We start from the raw sequence: 19,906 nt of genomic DNA, 5'->3' as shown, positions 1-19,906 counted from the left end.
GCGCCCCCGGCCCTGAGGGGGCGCCGCGTTCCGGCTACTTCCCCGAGGCGCCTCCCGGGAGAACCAGCTCCCGGGCCTTGGTGCCGAGGTCGGCCAGCAGCGTGGCCTTGCCGGTGGTGACGTCCACCGCGTAGAGGCGCCGGCTCGACTTGACGGACGTCGACACCGTGACGACCTTCTCGCTCCGCCACACGGACAGCCCGTCGATCCCCGTCTTCGCCGGCACGCCGGTCATCCGCACCTTCCGTACGATCCGTCCGGTCTCCGCGTCGAGCACGCCGAACGTGGTGTGCGCCCCCTTCCGGTAGTCCGCGTGGTCGATCGCGACCACCGTGCGGCCGTCCTGGTGCAGCTCGCTGAAGCCGATCCAGGCCCCCTTGAACCGCACCGGCTTCCCACCGCCTTCGACGGGCATCCGCCACAGGTCGGTCTTGACGTAACGGACCAGTTCGACGACCCCCTCCTTGATGCTGATCGGCTCGTACCGGCTGTTCAGCCGCTTCGCCTCGCCGGTGCGCAGATCGATCAGCGTCGTGGGGCGCTTCTTCCCGATCAGCGGGTCGAAGGCCAGGTGGCGGCCGTCGTCGGAGAGCACGAGGATGGCGCCGGCCTTGATCTCCTCCTGCCGGAACTTGATCGGCGAGGTCACCTCGCGCCCGGTCATCAGGTCGCGCACCACGAAGGCCACCGCCTCGTCGCTGTAGTAGGCGAGCTTGCGGCCGTCGCGGCTGAGCGCGAGGGGGACGCGATCGTGCGCCGCGGTGAAGGCAAGCGCCTGCGGCATCCGGTACGTCGTGCCGCCGGCGGTGACCACCCGCCACTCGGCGGGGCTGCAGTCGATCGTCCGGGGGGCCTGGCCGGCCGTGCACGCCGTCCGGTACGCGTGGCTGACCGTCCCCACCTTGCCCTCGGGCAGTTCGGGCACCTCCACGGCGTTCTGCGGCGTGGCGTCGGCGGCCAGCCGGTGCCACGGCATCACCAGGGCGACGCTCGTCGCGCCCGCCACCGCGAGCGCCGCCACGGACGTGATGGCCAGCGCCGTCCGCATCCTCCTGCGGCGGTGCCCGGCGATCGCCAGGTCGGCCAGGTTCACCATGGGGGCGTCGGCGGCGATGTCGCCCAGCGCCTCGCGCAGCCTCGTCACCGGGCCACCTCCTCGATCTCGGGCTCGGACAGCAGGTGCGCCAGCTCGGGGGCGATCGTCCGCAGCCGGGCCAGCGCGTGATGGGTCTGGCTCTTGACGTTGCCGACGGAGCACCCGAGCACCTCGGCCGCCTGCGCCTCGGTCAGGTCCTCCCAGAAGCGCAGCACGATCACGGCCCGCTGCTTGGGTGCCAGCCGGGCCAGCGCCTGGCGCAACACGATCCGGTCCAGCGTCCTCTCGTCGCTCGAGACGCCGTGCTCGGGCACGGCGGCGCTCGGCAGCTCGACGCGGGGGCGGCGGCGCCACGAGATGTACTGGTTCACCAGCGCCTTACGTGTGTACGCCACCGGATCGCCGCCGCCCTTGGACAGCTTGGCCCACTGCCCGAGCATCTTGACCAGCACGCTCTGCAGCAGATCCTCGGCGAGGTGCGCGTCTCCCGTGAGCAGGTACGCCGTCCGCATCAGCGCTTGCTGGCGGACGAGCACGAACTCGCGGAAGCCGTCGTGATCGTTCAATTCGACTCCTCTCGCCCGTTCCCTACGCCGGGGGCGGGCGAAAGGTTGTAGTGATCGTCCAGATTCTCGTACGGCTTCAGGCGATCGGGCCCAGCGCCAGCACGGCCACCACCGGCGCGAGATACAGCAGCGGGTACGGGACGTGGGCGTACGAGCGCGCCCTGAGCACGGTGATCACGGCCCCGGTGAAGTACAGCACCAGCCCGATCCCGGCCATGACCCCGACGACGGGCACGACCAGCCCCGCCAGCAGCCCGGCGGCCCCCGCGGCCTTGGCCGTGCCCAGCCAGGGCCACCACCTGCGGGCGACGCCGTACTCGGTCAGCGGCTCTACGACCCACTTGGCGCGGATGAAGATGGACAGTGCGGAGAAACCCACCCAGAGGGCGGTCAGGACGGTGACGACGGCAGTGAACATCAGACGCTCCTTCACGAACGGCCGCCGGCCCCGGGCGTGGTGCCCCGGAGCGGCCGATTCAGATGCATTCACTGCCTTGACCCGGGCCGGGGCACGAGTGTGACACCCCCTCGCGCGGATATCCCCGATCCAGGGATCCGCCCGCCGGGGATCCGGGAGCCGAGGGGCGGGGCGTTTTGGTGCCCCGCCTTCTCAGGTCGCGCGGTCGCGTAGGTACTCGGTCACCGTGGTGGCGCGGAGCATGTGGGGGTCGAGCAGTTCGGCGCGTCGCCGGGGGATGCCGCCGGCGAGAGCGGCGTCGGTGAGGGCGTTCCTGAGCCAGCGCACGTCCACCGGCCGGCCGTCGGCGCGCGTGAGCAGGGGCTCCCCCGCCGTCCGGTCGGACGACAGGTCGCACAGCAGGGGGCGGGCCGGCGTCGGGACCGGGAAGGCGACGAGGTCGCCCCGCGCGTCGTGCATCGTCACGATGGCGGGCTCCCCGGACACGACCGCCCGCAGGTCTTGCAGGGTCAGCCCGGCCAGGGCGTCGGCGCTCGCGCCGGTGGCGGCGAGCAGCGCGACGGCGACGGCCTCGGCGGTGCGGCCGCCGGCTGCCAGGCGGGCGGCGCCCTCGCGCAGCCGCCGCCGGTCGTCCTTGCTCAGCAGGCGGGGGTCGCGGCTCGCGTCCGTTCGCGGAGGCCATTCGTGTCGCGCGGCGCCGGTCCGCCAGGCGAAGGTGTAGAACGACGACAGCACGGCCCGCTTCCTGGCCACGGTCGCGCGGGCGAGGGGCCGGCCCGGGTGGCGCACGCCGACGGTGAGGCTGCCGGCGAGCGCGGCCTCGCAGTAGGCGTCCAGGTGGGCGGTGGTGACCTCCGCCGCTTCGACGTCCGGCTCGGCGGCCCCCAGCCAGCGCAGGAACGAGGCCAGCACCTGCAGTCGCGTCTGCCGCGCGGCGATGGAGACGTTCTCGCTCAGCCAGGCGATGGCGGTGCGGCGGGTCTCCGGGGGCAGCCCGTCCACCAGATCGACATCGGCGCCCGGCACCTGGCCTCCGTCGCCGGGTGTCCGGCGGGGTCGCAGCCCCTCGACGTCCTCTAAGCCGACGCCTCGCGCCTGACCGGCCGCCCCCGGCCCGCCCATCCCGGTCGCACCATGACCGAACGCACCGAACCCGGACGTGCCTTGCCCAGACGTACCGGCTCCGGACGTGCCAGGCCAAGACGCACCGAGATCGGGCGTATTGGATGGGGACGCGCCGGGCCCTGCCGCACCGAGCCCAACCACACCGGGCCGAGCAGGACCGCGGCCGGACGCATCAGGCCCGGATGCGTCGAGTGCGGCAGCACCGGCGCCGGTTGCACCGAGCCCGGCCGCGTTGAGCCTGGACGCGGTCACGCCGAGCCCAGAGGCGGTCACGTCCAGCCCCGGCGCGGTCACGCCGCGCTCCGGCCCGACCTCGCCGAGCTCGGTCCCGTAGCTGTTCCACTCGGGCCTGTACCCGCCGAACCCGGGCCTGCGTCCACCGGGCTCGGGGTTGTGGTCGCCGGAGCCGGGCTCATCCGCGCCCGTTTGTCCCGCTTCATGGCCCGCGATCTCGTCACCGGTCATCGTCCGCCCTGCCGCCTTCCACCCGGCCACCGCCGGTCCGGCCGGCCCAAACCCGGCCTCCTCCGGCCCGGCCACTTGCTCTGCTCGGCCGAGTCCGGTCACTTGCCCAGCCGAGCCGAACCCGGCCACCTGCTCTGCCTGCTCAAGCTCGGCCACGTGCGCCACCTGGCCAAGCCCAGCCACTTGCCCGGCCGGGCCACGCCCAGCCGCCTGCCCCGCCAGACCCAGCTCGGCCGGCTGCCCGGCCGGTGCGAGTCCGGGCGCCTGCGTCGAGGTCTGCTTTCGCTTCTTGATCGGCCCGCCTGCCATGGTGAGTGCTTCCTCCGGCTCGGTGCCGGGAGTGGAGGCGTCATGGGTTCGGGGCATGCTCAGCACTCGACCGTACCCGCCCTCACCGGCCTGACCTGCCGCGTCATGGACGTCGCGGAGGTGTCGGTGTCCATCGGGCGGCTGCGGGGGTCGCGGCAGCCTGAGCCAGGCAGTTCAGTCATGAGCTTGATCTTCTCACGGAGCGGCCCTTCCCAGCCTCCTCGACCGATTGTTGTAAGCCCTCACCCATGCCTTGGTCAGCACGGACGGGAGAATCGGCCGGTCGCAGGGGCCGGCGCACGGCCGGGGTGGGGCAGGTGGCGTCGGGTGATCCGGGTGGGCGTACGTGCCAGACTACGACGGATGCGGGTGGAGGAGACGAAGGCGATCGCGGCGGCGCTGGGCGTCGAGGTGGTCGCGGCCAGGACGCTGGCCGGTGGGTTCTCGCACGAGACGAGCCTGCTGGAGCTGGCCGGCGGAGGCGCCGTGGTCGCCCGGCTGGGCGGGCCCGACCCCGTCGTGGAGGCCGCGGTCATGGAGCTGGGCCGTCGTCACGTGCCGGTGCCTGAGGTGCTGCTCGTCCTGCCGTCCGTGGCGGGCGGGCGTCCGGCCATGGTGCTGGAGCATGTGGCGGGCACGCCGCTCGACATCGTGCTGTCCGACCCCGAGATCGTGCCGGTCGGCTCCGCCCCCGGGCCTGGACCTGGGGCCGCCCTGGATCCCGGCCTCGCCACCGCCGCGGATGAGTTGCGGGCGTTGGGGGTCGAGGTGGGGCGGGTGGTGGCGAGGATCGGGGTCGCGCGGTTCGATCGGCCGGGGTTCTTCGGGGGTCCCGATCTCGCGGTCGCCGCCGGCCCGCCCTGGTCCGAGCAGTTGCCCGCGTTCGCCGAGAGCCGCATGAGCAAGGTGCCGCCCTCCCGCCTCGATCCGGCGGTACGGGCGGCGTGGGCGCAGTTGTGCGCGGCGCACGCCCCGGCGCTCGCCGGCGTGGACGAGCGGGCCAGGCTCGTGCACGCCGACATCAACCCCAAGAATCTCCTGGTCACGCGGGCGGCGGACGGCTGGCGGGTGGACGCCGTGCTCGACTGGGAGTTCGCCTACGCGGGCTGCCCGTACGGCGACGCGGCCAACATGTTGCGGTTCGGAGCCGACTACCCGGCCGGCTTCACCGAGGGCTTCCGGGCGGGGTTCGCCGCGCATCTGCCCTCCGACCTGCCGCCTGACGACGACTGGGCCCATCTGGGCCGCGTGCTCGACATGTTCGCCCTCACCGATCTCGTCACCCGGCCCGCCGGGCATCCGGTCGCCGACCGGGCCGCCGAGGAGATCAGGCGGTGGGTGGCCGCGGGCGTTCCCCGCTGACGAAACGTCCGCCCGGCCCGTACGGTGCGAGCCGCGGGTCCGGCCACGGCGGGTTCGCTTCTAAGATCCGAGGTGTGGCCAAGTACATCGATCTGCATCCGGACAATCCCCAGCCTCGCCTGATCGGCCAGGTCGTCGAGCTGTTGCGCGGCGACGGGCTGATCGCCTACCCGACGGACTCGTCCTACGCCCTCGGGTGCCGGCTGGGCAACAAGGAGGGCATCGACCGGATCAGGGAGATCCGCCGCCTGAGCGACGACCATCACTTCACCCTGGTATGCCGGGACTTCGCGCAGTTCGGGCAGTTCGTCCATGTGAGCAATGCGGTGTTCCGCCTGGTCAAGGCGGCGACCCCGGGCGGTTACACGTTCATCCTGCCCGCGACCAAGGAGGTGCCCCGGCGCCTGCTGCACCCCAGGAAGAAGACGGTCGGCGTGCGGATCCCCGATCACGTCGTGACGCAGGCGCTGCTGGCCGAGCTGGGCGAGCCGCTGCTGTCGAGCACCCTGCTGCTGCCCGACGAGAGCGAGCCCATGACGCAGGGGTGGGAGATCAAGGAGACGCTGGATCACGCGCTGGACGCCGTCATCGACGCCGGCGAGTGCGGCGCGACCCCGACGACGGTCGTCGATCTGTCGCAGGACGAGCCGGAGATCCTGCGCCGGGGTACGGGAGATCCGTCCCTGTTCGAGTGACGAGTGGTCGGCGTCGGGTGATCCGCCGTCATCACGTGCGACGTGGCGTGGCGGTGGACGGCGGGTGGGCGCGGAGCCAGTCGGCCGCCCGGCGGGCCGACGCCCGTGACAGCCACGCGTCCTGGACCACCTCGGCCAGCTCCGCGCGGGTGAGCTCACCGAGCCTGGCGGCCCGCAGCAGCACCGACGCGTGCCCGTTGAAGTGCGGGGTGGTGAAGAACGGCGACGTCTCGTCCTGGACCAGTGCCAGTTTGTCCGCCTCCGACTCGACCCAGAAGACGATCACGTCCGGGTACCGCTCCCCGGTGTCCGGGTCCACCGCGTCCGGGCGCGGGTTGCGGAAGAAGACGAACGACTTGCCGCCCACCTGGTAGATCGGGTTGTCGCCGGTCCCGGGCCAGACGGTCACGTGCGGCATGGACAGGGCCAGCTCGTGCACGTCCTCGACGCGGGCGGGCCGGTCTCCGTCGTCGGTCTCGGTCATGGTCCCAGCGTAGGCGGCGGCGGGTTCCGTGTCCCAGGCGTTCAGGGCCCGCGGGCGGGCCCCGGTGACATGACAGAGTTCCCTCGGTGACGCCGGATTCGCTGGATTCGCTGGATTTCGGGGCAGGCCCCAACCGTTCGGACCCTCCAGGGCGTCTTGTCTACATGAGGGATTCCGAGGCGTTCGAGGCCTTCGTCGCCGCCTGGCACCCGAGGCTGCTGCGTGCGGCCATCCTCATCAGCGGTGATAGGCATCTGGCCGAGGACGTGCTCCAGGAAGCCCTGATCAAACTGGCGCGCCGCTGGACGAAGGTGCACACCGATCCGGTCAACTACGTACGTACCACCTTGTACCGGGACGTCGCGTCCAGACGGCGCAGGCGGCGGGAGTTCGTCTACGAGGAGCCGCCGGAACAACTGGACCAGGACACCTCCGAGGAGTCGGACCTGAAGCTGGTCTTCGCGCGCGCGCTGGCCAAACTGCCGGTGAAGCAGCGCGCGGTGCTCGTGCTGCGCTTCTACGAGGACCTGCCCGTCGGGGAGGTCGCCGCGATCCTGCGGGTCTCCCCCGGGACGGTGAAGAGCCAGACGCACGCGGCGCTGAAGCGGTTGCGCGAGGTCGCTCCCGAGCTGGAGGAGGTGCTGATATGACGGACCAGAGGTTGCGGGAGCTGTTCGGCGAGCTCGCCGAGACCCTGCCGGAGGGTTCGTCCAGCGCGGGAGAGTTGTGGCGGCAGGGCACGCGGAGCCGTGCCCGCCGCCGGTTGACGGCGGCCGCGGCGGTGGCGACGGTCGCCGCGGTCGTCGTGGCCGGGATCGTCATGACGCCGGAACCGGTCGAGCGCGGCGTCGCCGTTCACCCCGACGGCTCGCCCGCGGTCACGACGCCGTTCGCTCCCGCCGTGGACGTCGCGCCGCCGCCCGGCGGCGAGGCGGCGCTGCCCGTGCTGGCGACCGCGCTGCCGGAGAGGTGGGCCGGCGTCCCCGTCATGACCTCGGTCTCCGGGGCCGTCCTGGCGCTGGCCGAGTACGGCGACGGGCGGATCTACGCGTTGAAGGCCGACGGCCGCGTCTCCCTGGACGTGCAGCTGGACCAGGCCGTGGACGCGACCGGCTCCCCCAGCCCGCCGCTGGTCCCCAACTCGCTCGCCCCCGACGGGACGATGGCCGCCTTCCCGCAGAAGGACGCGGTGGTGGTCGTCGACCTGGTGGTCGGCCAGGCCAGGCGTTACCGGGTGCCGGGGTTCAACCAGGTGGTGCTGTGGCGCGGTGATCAGCTGCTCGTCGAGCAGGCGGCGGCCAACTACCTGATCGACCTGGCCACGGGGGCGGCCACGCGACAGCCGTTCAAGGGGTTCGCGAGCGCCGCGGGCTACGGCGACCTCAGGATCGTCTCGCCCGGCACGGGCCGCAGGACGCTCATCCGGCAGGGTGACCGGGAGCTGCGGCTGGACGTGGGAGGCATCACCGGCCAGGGCCGGATGCCCGTGCGCGGCCCCGGCGACCACGGGTGGCAGCGCGACGGCCTCGTGGCCAGGTCCGCGCCCGCGCACGACGACCGTCGGGGCCGGGCGGACGTGGTCGTCGTGGCCGACACCGCCACCGGACGGGTGGTCAGGACGTTGCTCCTGCCCTGGGGCGATCCGCCCGGCGCGCGCTGCGGGAAGAGCGGCTGCGCGGTACGCGGCTGGTACGGCCCCGACACGGTGATCGTCGAAAGCAGGGACAGGCTGCTCGGCTGGAACATCGGGACCGGAGCGCTGTCACGCCTCGCTGAGCTGCCCAAGGAGGTGACCGCCTACTCCCTGCGCAGCGGATGAGCGGCCGATGATCGGCCCGGCGACGGCGGCCCGGGGTGCGGAATCAGCGCCTCGGGAATGGCGCATGCCGTCAATTCAATTATTCGTCACCCGCAAACCGGGCGATGGCGTCGATTCGCAATAAATACCGGTATTAATGCATCTTCCGCAACTCGCATACTGTGTTTAAACTCGCTTTCGTGACGACACAACTGGCTCGTTACCTCACTCCAATGGAGGACAGCTCCAGGTGGGACGGTTTCGAATTCCGTCCCGGCGACATCGTCATCAATTCTCCGGCGAAGTGCGGCACCACCTGGACCCAGACGATCTGTGCACTCCTCATCTTCCAGTCACCCCGGTTGCCCGCCCCGCTGTCGAGCCTCTCACCGTGGATCGACATGCTCGTACGCCCGAAACAGGAGGTCTGGGACCACCTGTCCGCGCAGCGGCACCGCCGTTTCATCAAGACCCACATCCCGCTCGACGGCATCCCCATCGATCCCCAGGTCACCTACATCACGGTGGGACGCGACCCGCGCGACGTCGCCATCTCCCTGCGCAGCCATGGCAAGAACCTCAAACGCGACGTGATCCGCCGGCTGATCCACCAGGCCGCCCACCCCGGCGGCGGTGCGGCCGACGCCCCGGTGGACGGCCATGACGACCGAGACCTCCTCGACGAACGCACGTACCTGATGCGGTGGGTGGACAACGACGACCCGCCGCACGTCAACCTCGACTCGCTGCGCGCGCTGATCTGGACGCAGAGCCGGGCCTGGGTCCGGCGTACGGAACCGAACGTCGTCCTGCTGCACTACGCCGACCTGTCCCGCGACCTGGCCGGCGAGATGCGGCGGCTGGCCGGGCGGCTCGGCATCGAGATCGACGAGAGCAGGTGGCCCGAGCTCGTCGAGGCCGCCACGTTCCAGCAGATGCGAAATCGCGCGGACGAACTCGCGCCCGACGAGCAACTGGGTTACATCCGCGACCGCAAACGCTTTTTCCGCAGCGGAAAGTCCGGCGAATGGCAGCAGTTCCTCATCGCCGAGGATCGGGCGCACTACGACCGCAGGGTGGCCGGCCTGGCCGAACCGGACCTGCTCGAATGGCTCCACCACGGGACGGGCTGACCACGTGACCACCCTGTACGGATAACGCACCAGGAAATACGCAATATGACGCAAGAAGTGCCCGGGCCCGTGACGATCGAACGCGTTCCCTCGCTGTCCGACGTCGCGGGGCGTGCGTGGGACGACGTCGCCGACCCTAGGGACCTGTTCCAGAGCCGTGCGTGGCTGCGGGCTCTCGAACGTACCGGTGAGGCGCCCGTCATGTACCTGATCGCCCGCCGGCCCGGGCACTGCCGCATCCTCGGCGCCCTGCCCCTCTACGACTCGCTGCCCAGCCGTGGCGACTACCTCTACTGGCCCGAGCTGCACTTCCAGGACCTGCTGCGGGCCGCGGGCCCGGCCGGCGGGCGGCTGGGGCTGCTGGCCGGTTCCCGTGCGGGTTTCGGGACCCGGCTGGTCCTGGATCCCACCCTGCCGGGTCCGGCCAGGGCCGTGGTCCTGCGGGCGCTCAGGGACGCGGCCGGCGCCGTCGCGGCCGAGCGCGGGCTTCCGTACACCTTCTTCCTGTTCCTCGACGCCGCCTCGTGGCGGGAGCTCGCGCCGGTCACGGGCGACGGCGACCGGCACCGGCTGGCGGGCGTCGCCCAGACCGAGCTGGAGCTTCCCGGTACGTGCTTCGCGGACTACCTGGCGACGCTGCCGCGCAACACGCGTACCAGCGTCCGCAGGGAGGCCGGGCACTTCGCCGAGGTCTGCGCGACCGAGACCGTCCCTCTCCGCGAGGCCGTCCCGGCCGTCGCGCCGATGATCGCGAACGTGCGGGCCAGGCACGGGATGGCCTACAGCGTGGACGCCGTGGCGGGGCGGCTCTCGGCGTACGCGTCCGCGCTGGGCGACACCGCGGCACTGGCCGTGCTGTGCCGGGTGCGCGGCCGCGTCGTCGGCGCCGGGGTGCTGTGCCGGTGGCACGACCGGCTGTACGTGACGGACTTCGGGCGGGTGGACGACGAGGGTCCTGACCCGTTCGTGTACTTCAACGCGGCGATCTACGAACCCATCAGGCACGCGTACGCCATGGGCCTGTCCAGGGTCGTCACCGGCGCGGGGGCGGAGCTGGGCAAGGCCAGGCGCGGCGCCGCCGTGCTCCCGCTGGCGCACGTGGCGTGGCCGGCGAACGGCGAGCCCGGGAACGGCGCGACCGGCGCCGAACCGGCGGAGAGCCGCAGGAAACACTGGCGCGACCTCCGCGCCGCTCACCCCAGGTACTTCCACCCGGTGTGGGACGAGCTGCTGTGACGCGACATCGATCGGACGAGCGGGAGTCGTGCCCGCGAGGGAGGCCAGCGTGAGCCGACGGGACGAGCCGACCGGCCCCGCCCGCGACACCACCAGCACTGCCGTCAGCACTACTACCTACGCGGAAACCGGCCTGGGAGTGCTCGGGCGGGCGCCGCGTGACCCGGGCAGGGTCGCGCTGGTGCACGAGGACCGCGAGCTCACGTTCGGCGAGCTCGCCGCGCTCGGCGCGGACGTCGGCGAGGTCGTGCGGCGCCACCGGCTGGAGCGCCGCGTGGTGGGCGTGCCCGCCGAGCGGAGCCCGGAGTTCGTCGCGCGGCTCCTGGGGCTCTGGGGCGCGGGCGCCGTCCCGGCGATCCTCGGGGACTGGGGTCGTGAACGGGTACGCGGGGCGCTGGCGGTCACCGGCGCCGCCGCCGTCTTCGCCCCGTCAACAGCTCCGTCGTCCGCCCCCGCTGCCGCTCTGGAGCTGCTCGACGCCTCCGGCGGCGGCAGCGTCGCGGACGACGTGAGTCATGTCCTCTTCACGTCCGGGACGACGGGCAGGCCCAAGGGGATCGTCGTCGGACGGGCGGCGTTCGAGGCCGCCTGCGCGGCGTTCTTCGAAGAGCTGCCCATGGACGAGTCGGACCGGGTCGCCTTCCTCAGCAGGCCCGGCCACGATCCCAGCCTGCGGGAGCTGATCGCGCCCTGGGTCACGGGTGCGACGTTGTACGTCCCAGGCTCGCGCACGGCCGGCGATGCCCGGCCGGCGGCGGACTGGCTCGCCGCGCACTCCGTCACCGTGCTCCAGGGCTCGCCGGTCCTGCTCCAGCTCATGGCGGGCGCGTCTCCGCGTCCCGTACAGAGTCTGCGGCTGGTCTGCTCGGTGGGGGCGCGGCTCACGGCGGCGGCGCTGCGGGCGACGGCCCGGTTCGCGCCGCGTGCCACGGTCGTCAACTGTTACGGCGCGTCGGAGACGCCGCAGGTGGTGTGCGTGCACCGGGTTCCGCCTGGTCAGGGGGTCACCGGCGAGGACCCGATCCCCATCGGGCGCCCGCTCGGCCACGCCACGGTCAGGATCGTCCCGGAGTCCGCGCGGAACGGCGGCGTGAGTGATGGTGCGGGACTGGAGGGCCGGTTGCAGGTGGAGTCCTCGGCGTGCGCGCTCGGCTACACCGGCGGGGCTCCGCTGCTGACCACCGACCAGGACGGGCGGCGCTGGTACGACACCGGCGACGTCGTCCGCCTGCTGCCGGACGGCGACCTGTGCTTCCTGCGGCGGGCGGACCGGCAGGTCCAGGTCAACGGCACGCGGGTGGAGCTGGACGAGATCGAGGGCGCCGCCTCCCTGGCCCCCGGCGTGGCCGGCGCGGTGGCGACGTTCGTCGAGGACGGAGCGGGTGTGGGAACCGTGCGCCTGACCGTCGTACGGAGTCCGGGGGCGGCGGTGGACGGCGAGGAGGTCCGTGCGGTGCTCCGCGACCGGCTGGACCCGGCGGTCATGCCGTCGAGCATCGAGGTGCGGGACGAGGCCCGTAACGACTCCTGGAACGACGAGCCGGACGAGGACCGGGCCGACGCGTGGGGCGATGAGCGGAGCGACGGCTGGGACGACGAGCCGGGCGAGGACCAGGCCGGGAAGTTGTGGGCGGTGGTGGACGAGAGCGCCCGGTCGGTGCTCGGCCGGAGCGGGATCGACCCTGACGGCGGCTTCTTCGAGGCCGGTTTCACCTCGATGTCCCTGATGCGCTTCGTGTCGGAGGTCTCCATCCGCCTGGGCAGGGAGATCTCCCCGGTGCTGGTCTTCCGATATCCCACTTTGCGGGCTTTCGCCGATCACCTGCGGGAGACCCTGGACGACGACCTGACGTGAGGCGTCCCTCTCCCGAGGGCACGCCCGGCTCGATCTTGGTACGCGGCAAGCAGTTTGGAGGACGAACGACATGAGCGACCTCGTCGAGCCGATTGCGATCATCGGGATGGCCGGCCGTTTCCCCGGGGCGGCCGACACCCGGCAGCTGTGGGAGATCCTCGTGGCCGGCGAGGAGGCGGTGCGTTTCCCCGCCGAGGACGAGCTCCGGTCGAGGGGCGTGTCACCGGAGGCGCTGGCCGACCCGGCCTACGTGCGGGCGGTGGCGGAGCCGGAGGGCATCGACCTGTTCGACGCCGGCTTCTTCGGCCTGAACCGGCGCGAGGCCGACGTGTGCGATCCGCAGCTGCGGCTCTACCTGGAGACCGCGCACGCCGCCGTGGAGAACGCCGGCTATGACGCGACGCGGCTGGGCCGGGCGGGCGTGTTCTCGTCGGTCGCCGCGAACCGCTACGGGATCGGCCGCCTGATCGGGAACCTGGAGGCGCTCAGGAGTGCCACCGGCATGGGCGCCGGCATGTGGAACAACCCGGACAGCGCGTCGACGCTGGTGTCGTACAAGCTGAACCTGAACGGCCCGAGCCTGACCGTGCAGACCGCGTGTTCGAGCTCGCTGGTGGCGGTGCACCTCGCCGTGAACGCGCTGCGGCTGCGCGAGTGTGACGTCGCCCTGGCCGGGGGCGCGGACGTCGAGTTCCCCGTCGGGCACGGCTACTGGTGGGCCCAGGACGGCCCGCTCAGCCGCGACGGCCACTGCCGCCCCTTCGACGCGGCGGCCACCGGCACGATCTTCGGCAGCGGGGCCGGCGTCGTGGTGCTCAAGCGGCTCACCGACGCCCTGGCCGACGGCGACCGGATCTCCGCGGTGATCCGCGCGGTGGCGGTCAACAACGACGGCGCGCACAAGGTCGGCTTCACCGCGCCCAGCGCCGACCGGCAGGCGGAGGTCGTGACGCGGGCCATGGAGCTGGCCGGCGTGGGGCCCGAGGACATCGGGTACGTGGAGGCGCACGCCACCGCGACCCGCCTGGGTGACGCCATCGAGATCGCGGGGCTGCGGATGGCGTTCGGCGCGCGGGCGGCGTCGCGGGGCGAGCGGTGTCCCATCGGCTCGATCAAGGGGAACGTGGGCCATCTGGGGCACGCGGCGGGGATCACGTCGCTGATCAAGACCGCGCTGTCGCTGAGCCACGAACACATCCCCGCGACCGCCAACCTCGGCGAGGTGAACCCGCTGCTCGACCTCGGCAGCTCGCCGTTCGTCGTCAACGACGCGCTGCGGCCCTGGCCCCGGCCGGACGGGGGGCGGCGGCTGGCGGGGGTCAGCTCGTTCGGGATCGGCGGCACGAACGCGCACGCGATCCTCGAAGAGGCACCGGCTCGGGCGCCCGTCCCCGTCCGGACGGGCGAAAACGGCGCGCGCCCTGAGCTGATCCGCTTACCCTCGCCCCTTCCTCGGCCAACCCGTCCGCAACCGGCTTGCCCGGAGCCGGCGGAGCTGATCGTGTGGTCGGCGCGGACGCCGTCCGCGGCCGCGGCCTGGCCTGAGCGGCTCGCCCGATCCTTCGCGGGCAGCTCGGAGCCGCTCGCCGACGTCGCGTTCACGCTGCGAGAGGGGCGCACGCCGCATCCGGTACGGGGTGCGGTGGTGGTGGAGAGCCTGGCCGACGCGGCGGCCGCCGTGCTCGACGAGGGGCGGCGCATCGTCACCCCGCCGGAGCGGACGGACCGCAGCACCGTGTGCCTCTTCCCGGGCGAGAAGGCGTGGCATGCCGACATGGCGGCGGAGCTTCGCCGTACGGAACCGGTGTTCAGAGCGGCCCTGGACGAGTGCGTCGAGCTCTTCGACGCACTCGGCCTGCCGCTGCGGTCGCTCTGGGAGGGGACGCGGGAAGCCGTGCCGGACCAGCCGGTCGTGGCTGTCGCGCAGGCTGCGGTCTTCAGCGTCGAGTACGCGCTGGGACGGCTCTGGCGGGCGCTGGGCATCGAGCCCGACGTGCTGCTCGGCGTGGGCGTCGGGGAGTTCGCCGCCGCCACGCTCGCCGGGGTGTTCACCCTCCAGGAGTCGGTACGGCTGATCAGCGCCCGGGCGATGGGCGGGCCGTCCTCGGACAGTGCCGTCGAACGCTTCCGCGCCGCCTTCGACGGCATCCGGCCACGGCGTCCCCGGGCCGGGCTCTATTCCGCGGCCGGCGGCGGCCTGGTCGAGCCGGCCGCCGCGGGCAGCGCGGACTTCTGGATGCGGTCGCTCGACGGGCCCGTCCTGTCCGAGCGGGCGCTCGACGCCGTGCTGTCCTGTGGCGACCGGGTGCTGGTCGAGATGGGCCCAGGGCGGTCGCTCTCCACCCTGGCCCGTGCGCATCCCCAGGTGCGGGCAGGGCGGCATCTGGTGGTGCCGGTCCTGCCGGCCGGACCGTCGAAGGGCGCTACGGAACGGGCCTCGTTCCTGTACGCGCTGGGCCGGATGTGGACTCTCGGTGCGGAGGTGAACTGGGCGCCTCTGTCCGCGTCGGGTGCTCGTGAACGTGTGCCTCTGCCCGGTTACCCGTACCAGCGGGAACGGCACTGGATCGACCCGGACGCCGCAAAGGGCCCGGCCGACCGCGCGCCCGCGCACAAGGCGAACGGTGCACCTGCACACAAGCCGGACGGTGAACCCGCGCACGACCCAGGCGACGAACCCGCCCACGACCCGAGCGGCGGGGCGTTGCGGCTGCCCACATGGGTGGAGGCCGCCCCGGCCGGACGCCACGGGCCCGGTGCCGGGAACGGGTCGCGCCCGCTGGTGTTCCTGCCCGACGACCCACGCCGCGCGGCCGAATTGTCCGCCCTGCTCGACCGAGCCGGATGGAACGCGACGCGGGTCCGGCACAGCCCCACGTACACGGGCCCAGCGACCGACTCCACGGCCCACCCCGGGGACGAGTCCACTGCCAGGCCGGAACACCTGGAGGACCAGTTCACGATCCGTCCCGGGCACCCGGAGGACATCGTCCGGCTGCTGGATGAGCTGAGAGAGTCGCAGCGCTACCCGGAGCTCGTCGTCGACGCCACCCAAATCGGCGACCTGCCGGAACCCGACCTGACCAGCATCGACGACCAGCTCGACGCCGGTTTCCACCGAATCGTGGACCTGCTGCGGGAGGCGGCACGCCGCGCACCCGACAAGCGCGGCCGCGATGTCCTGATCATCACCGAGCTGTCCGCTGACGTGACGGGCGGCGAGCGCGTGCACCCGGTCCGGGCCATGCTGCTCGGCCTCCTGCGCAGCTACATGCTGGAGAACCCCCGTTCCCGCTGCAAGCTCATCGACGTCCAGAACGACGTGGGCGGCAACCGGCTGCTCACCGAGCTGCGCAACCTCGACCACTCGGAGATCGTCGCCCTACGCGGAGACCGGCGCTGGGTCCCCGGCGAACGACCACTCACCTTCGACGACACGCTCCCGGACGACCCGGCGTGGGAAACCACAGCCCTCCTTGGCATGCCCCCCGACCACACCGCTCTGGCCGACTCGGCTCCTGACCACGCGATCCCGCACGGCGCGGCCCCCAACGGCACAACACCTCATGGCGATGACGCAGCCGGTGCGAGCTCCAGCAACGCGGGGTTCAGTGATGCGGGGCCTGTCGGGCTGCGGCGCGAAGGCGTCTATGTGATCACTGGTGGGCTCGGAGGGCTCGGCCTGGCCGTGGCGCGGGGCCTGGCGGAAACCGGGTTACGGCCGCGCCTGCTACTACTGGGCCGCCGTACGGACGGACACGGGGACGAGCTGGCCGAGATCAGGGCGCTCGGGGCCGAGTGCCGGGTCGAGGCGTGCGACGTAACCGACGTGGAGGCGCTGCGCCGCGTGATCGGCCAGGCGTCGGAAGCCTTCGGCGGCGTCAACGGGGTGTTCCATCTGGCGGGGGTTGCAGGAGACGGCATGCTCCTCTTCCGGACGCGGGAGCAGCTGTCAGCGACCCTCGCGCCGAAGGTGCACGGCACTCTGGCACTGATCGAGGTGCTGCGGAATCGGCCCGGCCTCGACTTCTTCGTGGCCTTCTCCAGCCGGGCCGCACTCAGGGGCCTGATCGGCAGCGCCGACTACGCCGCCGCGAACGCGTTCCTCGACGCGGTGGTACGCCGGCAACCGCTGGCAGGCTGCGCCTCGGTGACCATCAACTGGCCGTCGTGGACCGAGGTCGGCATGGCCGCCCGCCAGGAGCTGCAGTCACACGCCGGGCGTCCGGGCCCGCGCACGGGACCAGGAACAAAGCCGGGACCGAAAGCGGGCCCAGGGACGGGAACGGCGGTGGGACCGGAAGCGGAACCGGGACCAGCGACGAAGACGAGACCGGAACCGGGGGCGGGGACGGAGCCACCGTCGGAGCCGACTGTGCGTCGGTGGTCGGTCCCGTTGTCGGCCGATAACTATCCGATCCTCGACGAACACCGCATGGACGGCATCCCGGTGCTGCCAGGCACAGCCCAGGTCGACTTCGTCCTGCGTGCCTTCCGCGAGGCGGTCGACCCCGTCAACAGCCGCCCCGCACGAGTGCGCCACATGGTCTTCCGGCAGCCCATCACCACCCCGGAGCCCGTCTCACTGGAGATCGCCTTCGAACCGCACGAGGACCTCTGGCGCTTCACCGTACGCACCGCGCCGCTGTCATCGCCCCCCGGCTCGCCCGGCGACCACCGCGTACACACGACAGGCGAGATCGGCCTGGTGGACGCCACCGCAGGCACGGTGGACCTGGACGGGCTGCGCGCGACGCTGACCAACCGGCGCACGCCCGTGAACGACCCGGCCAACCGCCTGTTCACCATCGGCCCACGCTGGCCGGGCGAGGAGATCTGGACGTCAGGGAAGGACCCGGGCACAAAGCTGGCCGTGCTCACCTTCCCCGACACCTTCAGTTACGAGCTCGGCGAGCACGCGCTGCATCCCACACTGCTGGACGCGGCGGTGTCCCTGGCACGCGATCCCGACCTGGAGCCACCGCACGCCCCGTTCGCGTACCAGTCGATCGTGGTGCACCAGCCGATCCCGGGCCGCGCGTACAGCCACATCCGCCGGCGACCGAGCGGTGCCGACACGATCGTGGCGGACATCGACGTGCTGACGGCGAACGGCGAGGTGGCCGTCGAGGTCAGGGGCTTCACCATGCGCCGAGTCGACGAGTCCATGGTCGCCCCCGACACCCACCGCGACGAGCGAGCCTCCGCCACCGAGCAGGAGCTCTCGCCAGGGGACGCGATCACGCCCACCACCGGAATCCGCCTACTGCTCCAACTCCTGGCCCGGCCCGAGCACCGGCAGGTGGCGATCACCGTCCCGGGACACGACGCCGTCATGAAGAACGCGACCGCACCCGTACAAGACGAGCCCGGCGCCGGCGCACCCCGCAAGCAGCCGGACCCGGCCGGTACGCGCCCCGCCACCACCCCCGAACGGCCCTCGGACGAGACGCCACAGCACCAGGCACAAGAGCAGGTGCCGATCGAGGACCGGCTGGCGGAGATGTGGTGTGCCGAGTTCGGGCTGGATTCGGTCGGCCCGGACGAGAACTTCTTCGACCTGGGCGGCGACTCCTTCGCCGCCGTCGGCCTGGTCGAGGAGATCCGCCGGGCCTTCACCGTGGACGTGGGCATCGCCGTGATCTTCGACCACCCGACGGTGGCCGAGCTGGCCGCCGAACTACGCCGGCTGAGCGAGTGAGAGGAGACCTACAAGAAACGACGTCACCAGCGCACGAGAGGTTCATCCAGAAAATGTGCTGAGCCATTCTCGAAGCGTCTCGGAAGGCAGCTCTTCAACCATCTGATGGCCCCCCGCGACCATATGGACGGAGAGCCGTTTCGTCGTGTAAAAATGCCACTCGTCGAGGTTTTCCGAGCTCCACGAACTGGCGTCGCCCTTGGCACCCACCGCGACGATCGGCGCGTTCAGCGTGGGCCGCGGATCCGATTCCAGATAACGATTGAGCAGCCGATATTCCGAGCGCCAGAGGCGAGCGTATTCGGCCAGCGCCGCCGTGTCCGCGATGTGCGCCGGCGCGTCGAGTTCCGCCGCCAGCGCCCGGTCCGGCAGTTCCGCCAGCGGCGAGACGGGCGTGCGGTGCGGCGGATACTGGCACATGACGACGACGCCCCGCACCCGCCCGTCCAGCCGCGCGGCCGCCTCCAGGCAGACCAGCGCGCCCATGCTGTGGCCGACGAGCACGACGTCAGCGGCGCCTGAGCGGTCGACGAGGGACGCGAGCGCCGCACCGCGCGAGTCGACGGGGGGCACGTTCATGGGCTCGCTCCAGACGGCCCGGCGGACGACGTGTTCCCGGCCGGGCTCGTTCCAGCGGTCCACGAATTTCGTCCGGCCGCCGAGCCCGGGGACGAAGACGACGCCACCATCATCGTCGAGCGGCGGGCTGACCACGTAATTAGCAGATTCCTGAGCGGCCACGTCAATTCTCTCCTCTGCGCACCCGTTGACAAAGCAAGGAAAACAACGTAGAGACCATTGGCCGCGGCCCTGATCCCGATTTCGGAACGGTCTCCGCATACCGCGGCGCTTACCGCTGATTTTTCTTCCCAGAATACTGGATCATTTATATGCACCTATGGCAAAGTGTGGCAGGTGACCACGCTGCTTGCCGCCGCCGTGATCATCCTGCTCGCCTCTACGGTGCACGCGGTGACCGGATTCGGATACGCCCTCGTCGCCACTCCACTTCTCGCCCTCACCGTCGACCCGCACACGGCGGTGGTCGCCACCACTATGTCCGCCCTGGCCATGACCATCACCATCGGCGTACGCCAGCGCCACCACGCCGAATGGAAGGTGGCCATGATCGCCATGGCCGGCATCCTGCTCGGCATGCCCCTGGGCCTCTGGGTCTACGGAGCCACGTCCGAGCGGGTCCTCACCGCGCTCATCGGCATCGGTGTCCTGGGCTGCACCCTGATGGTGTGGCGCCGGGTGAAAGTGCCGGGCAACGTCCCCGTGCTGGTGGGAGTGGGCCTCCTGTCCGGCGCGCTGTCCACCTCCACCGGCACCAACGGACCGCCGATGGTCGCCGCCTTCCAGGGCATGGGCTACGACCCGCACAAGTTCCGCGCCACCCTCGCCGCCGTGTTCGCCGGCACCAGCGTCTTCAGCCTGATCGGCTTCGCCGTGGCCGGCCAGGTGAACTCCCAGTCACTCTGGATCGGGCTGGTGGGGGTGCCGGTGGTGCAACTCGGCTACTTCATCGGCGACGCGGTGTTCAGCCGCATCGACCCCGACCGCTTCCGCCGGGTCGTGCTGCTGGCCCTGATCGTCAGCGCGGGAATGACCCTGTTCAGCGCGCTCAACAGCTGACGCCGGCGGTCACCACCCCGGACGT

At 71.9% G+C, this 19,906-nt stretch carries 15 protein-coding genes; 9 read left to right on the top strand and 6 right to left on the bottom strand.

The window, feature by feature from the left end; genetic code table 11:
- Positions 1-34: 34 nt before the first annotated feature.
- From AB0C28_RS09165 to AB0C28_RS09150, 4 genes are all read right to left on the bottom strand, one after another.
- On the bottom strand, positions 35-1,144 hold the full coding sequence (locus AB0C28_RS09165; RefSeq protein ID WP_358073525.1) for a hypothetical protein: 1,110 nt from the start codon (positions 1,142-1,144) through the stop codon (positions 35-37).
- Complete coding sequence (locus AB0C28_RS09160; protein WP_357842725.1) at positions 1,141-1,662, bottom strand: SigE family RNA polymerase sigma factor; 522 nt, start codon at positions 1,660-1,662, stop codon at positions 1,141-1,143. Before AB0C28_RS09160 ends, AB0C28_RS09165 begins: the two co-directional genes overlap by 4 nt.
- A 76-nt stretch (positions 1,663-1,738) precedes the next feature.
- Positions 1,739-2,080 carry a DoxX family protein gene (locus tag AB0C28_RS09155; protein ID WP_357842722.1) on the bottom strand — a complete coding sequence of 114 codons (342 nt, stop codon included), beginning with the start codon at positions 2,078-2,080 and terminating at the stop codon, positions 1,739-1,741.
- A 192-nt stretch (positions 2,081-2,272) separates the two neighbouring features.
- Positions 2,273-4,036, bottom strand: a complete 1,764-nt coding sequence (locus tag AB0C28_RS09150; protein WP_358073524.1) for a hypothetical protein — start codon at positions 4,034-4,036, stop codon at positions 2,273-2,275.
- A 306-nt stretch (positions 4,037-4,342) separates the two neighbouring features.
- On the opposite strand from AB0C28_RS09150, the gene AB0C28_RS09145 reads away from it, so the two are divergent.
- Positions 4,343-5,341: a phosphotransferase gene (locus AB0C28_RS09145; protein WP_358073523.1), complete on the top strand. Its 999-nt coding sequence runs from the start codon at positions 4,343-4,345 to the stop codon at positions 5,339-5,341.
- A gap of 74 nt (positions 5,342-5,415) precedes the next feature.
- Entirely contained in the window at positions 5,416-6,036 is a 621-nt protein-coding gene (locus tag AB0C28_RS09140) for an L-threonylcarbamoyladenylate synthase (protein ID WP_357842712.1), read from the top strand.
- Positions 6,037-6,067: 31 nt separating this feature from the next.
- Here AB0C28_RS09140 and AB0C28_RS09135 read toward each other — a convergent pair whose 3' ends face one another.
- A complete protein-coding gene (locus AB0C28_RS09135) occupies positions 6,068-6,520 on the bottom strand; it encodes an MmcQ/YjbR family DNA-binding protein (protein WP_358073522.1) in 453 nt (150 codons plus the stop codon).
- Between the two features lie 164 nt (positions 6,521-6,684).
- Here AB0C28_RS09135 and AB0C28_RS09130 point away from each other — a divergent pair, with 164 nt between their 5' ends.
- The 6 genes from AB0C28_RS09130 to AB0C28_RS09105 all read left to right on the top strand — a co-directional run bounded on the left by AB0C28_RS09130 (position 6,685) and on the right by AB0C28_RS09105 (position 18,243).
- On the top strand, positions 6,685-7,170 hold the full coding sequence (locus AB0C28_RS09130; RefSeq protein WP_357842706.1) for a SigE family RNA polymerase sigma factor: 486 nt from the start codon (positions 6,685-6,687) through the stop codon (positions 7,168-7,170).
- Positions 7,167-8,339, top strand: coding sequence for a hypothetical protein (locus AB0C28_RS09125; RefSeq protein ID WP_357842703.1), 1,173 nt, complete (start codon positions 7,167-7,169; stop codon positions 8,337-8,339). The genes AB0C28_RS09130 and AB0C28_RS09125 overlap by 4 nt, the downstream gene beginning before the upstream one ends.
- Before the next feature lie 179 nt (positions 8,340-8,518).
- A complete protein-coding gene (locus tag AB0C28_RS09120; RefSeq protein ID WP_357842700.1) occupies positions 8,519-9,451 on the top strand; it encodes a sulfotransferase domain-containing protein in 933 nt (310 codons plus the stop codon).
- 69 nt (positions 9,452-9,520) lie between these two features.
- On the top strand, positions 9,521-10,687 hold the full coding sequence (locus AB0C28_RS09115; RefSeq protein WP_357842697.1) for a peptidogalycan biosysnthesis protein: 1,167 nt from the start codon (positions 9,521-9,523) through the stop codon (positions 10,685-10,687).
- 49 nt (positions 10,688-10,736) lie between these two features.
- The gene (locus AB0C28_RS09110) at positions 10,737-12,542 is read left to right on the top strand and encodes an AMP-binding protein (RefSeq protein ID WP_358073521.1); all 1,806 of its coding nucleotides are present in this window, start codon (positions 10,737-10,739) and stop codon (positions 12,540-12,542) included.
- 70 nt (positions 12,543-12,612) lie between these two features.
- Complete coding sequence (locus AB0C28_RS09105; protein ID WP_358073520.1) at positions 12,613-18,243, top strand: SDR family NAD(P)-dependent oxidoreductase; 5,631 nt, start codon at positions 12,613-12,615, stop codon at positions 18,241-18,243.
- 42 nt (positions 18,244-18,285) lie between these two features.
- Here the strand turns inward: AB0C28_RS09105 and AB0C28_RS09100 are convergent, their stop codons facing one another.
- Positions 18,286-18,984 (bottom strand): alpha/beta fold hydrolase, encoded by a 699-nt coding sequence (locus AB0C28_RS09100; RefSeq protein WP_358073519.1) that lies wholly within the window; start codon positions 18,982-18,984, stop codon positions 18,286-18,288.
- 174 nt (positions 18,985-19,158) lie between these two features.
- On the opposite strand from AB0C28_RS09100, the gene AB0C28_RS09095 reads away from it, so the two are divergent.
- Positions 19,159-19,881 carry a sulfite exporter TauE/SafE family protein gene (locus tag AB0C28_RS09095; RefSeq protein WP_357842685.1) on the top strand — a complete coding sequence of 241 codons (723 nt, stop codon included), beginning with the start codon at positions 19,159-19,161 and terminating at the stop codon, positions 19,879-19,881.
- Positions 19,882-19,906: the final 25 nt, after the last annotated feature.

This window comes from Nonomuraea sp. NPDC048892 (assembly GCF_040649735.1).
GTDB lineage: Bacteria > Actinomycetota > Actinomycetes > Streptosporangiales > Streptosporangiaceae > Nonomuraea > Nonomuraea maheshkhaliensis.
Note: the sequence above shows the minus strand (reverse complement) of the source record. Positions and strands in the feature narration are given on the sequence as shown.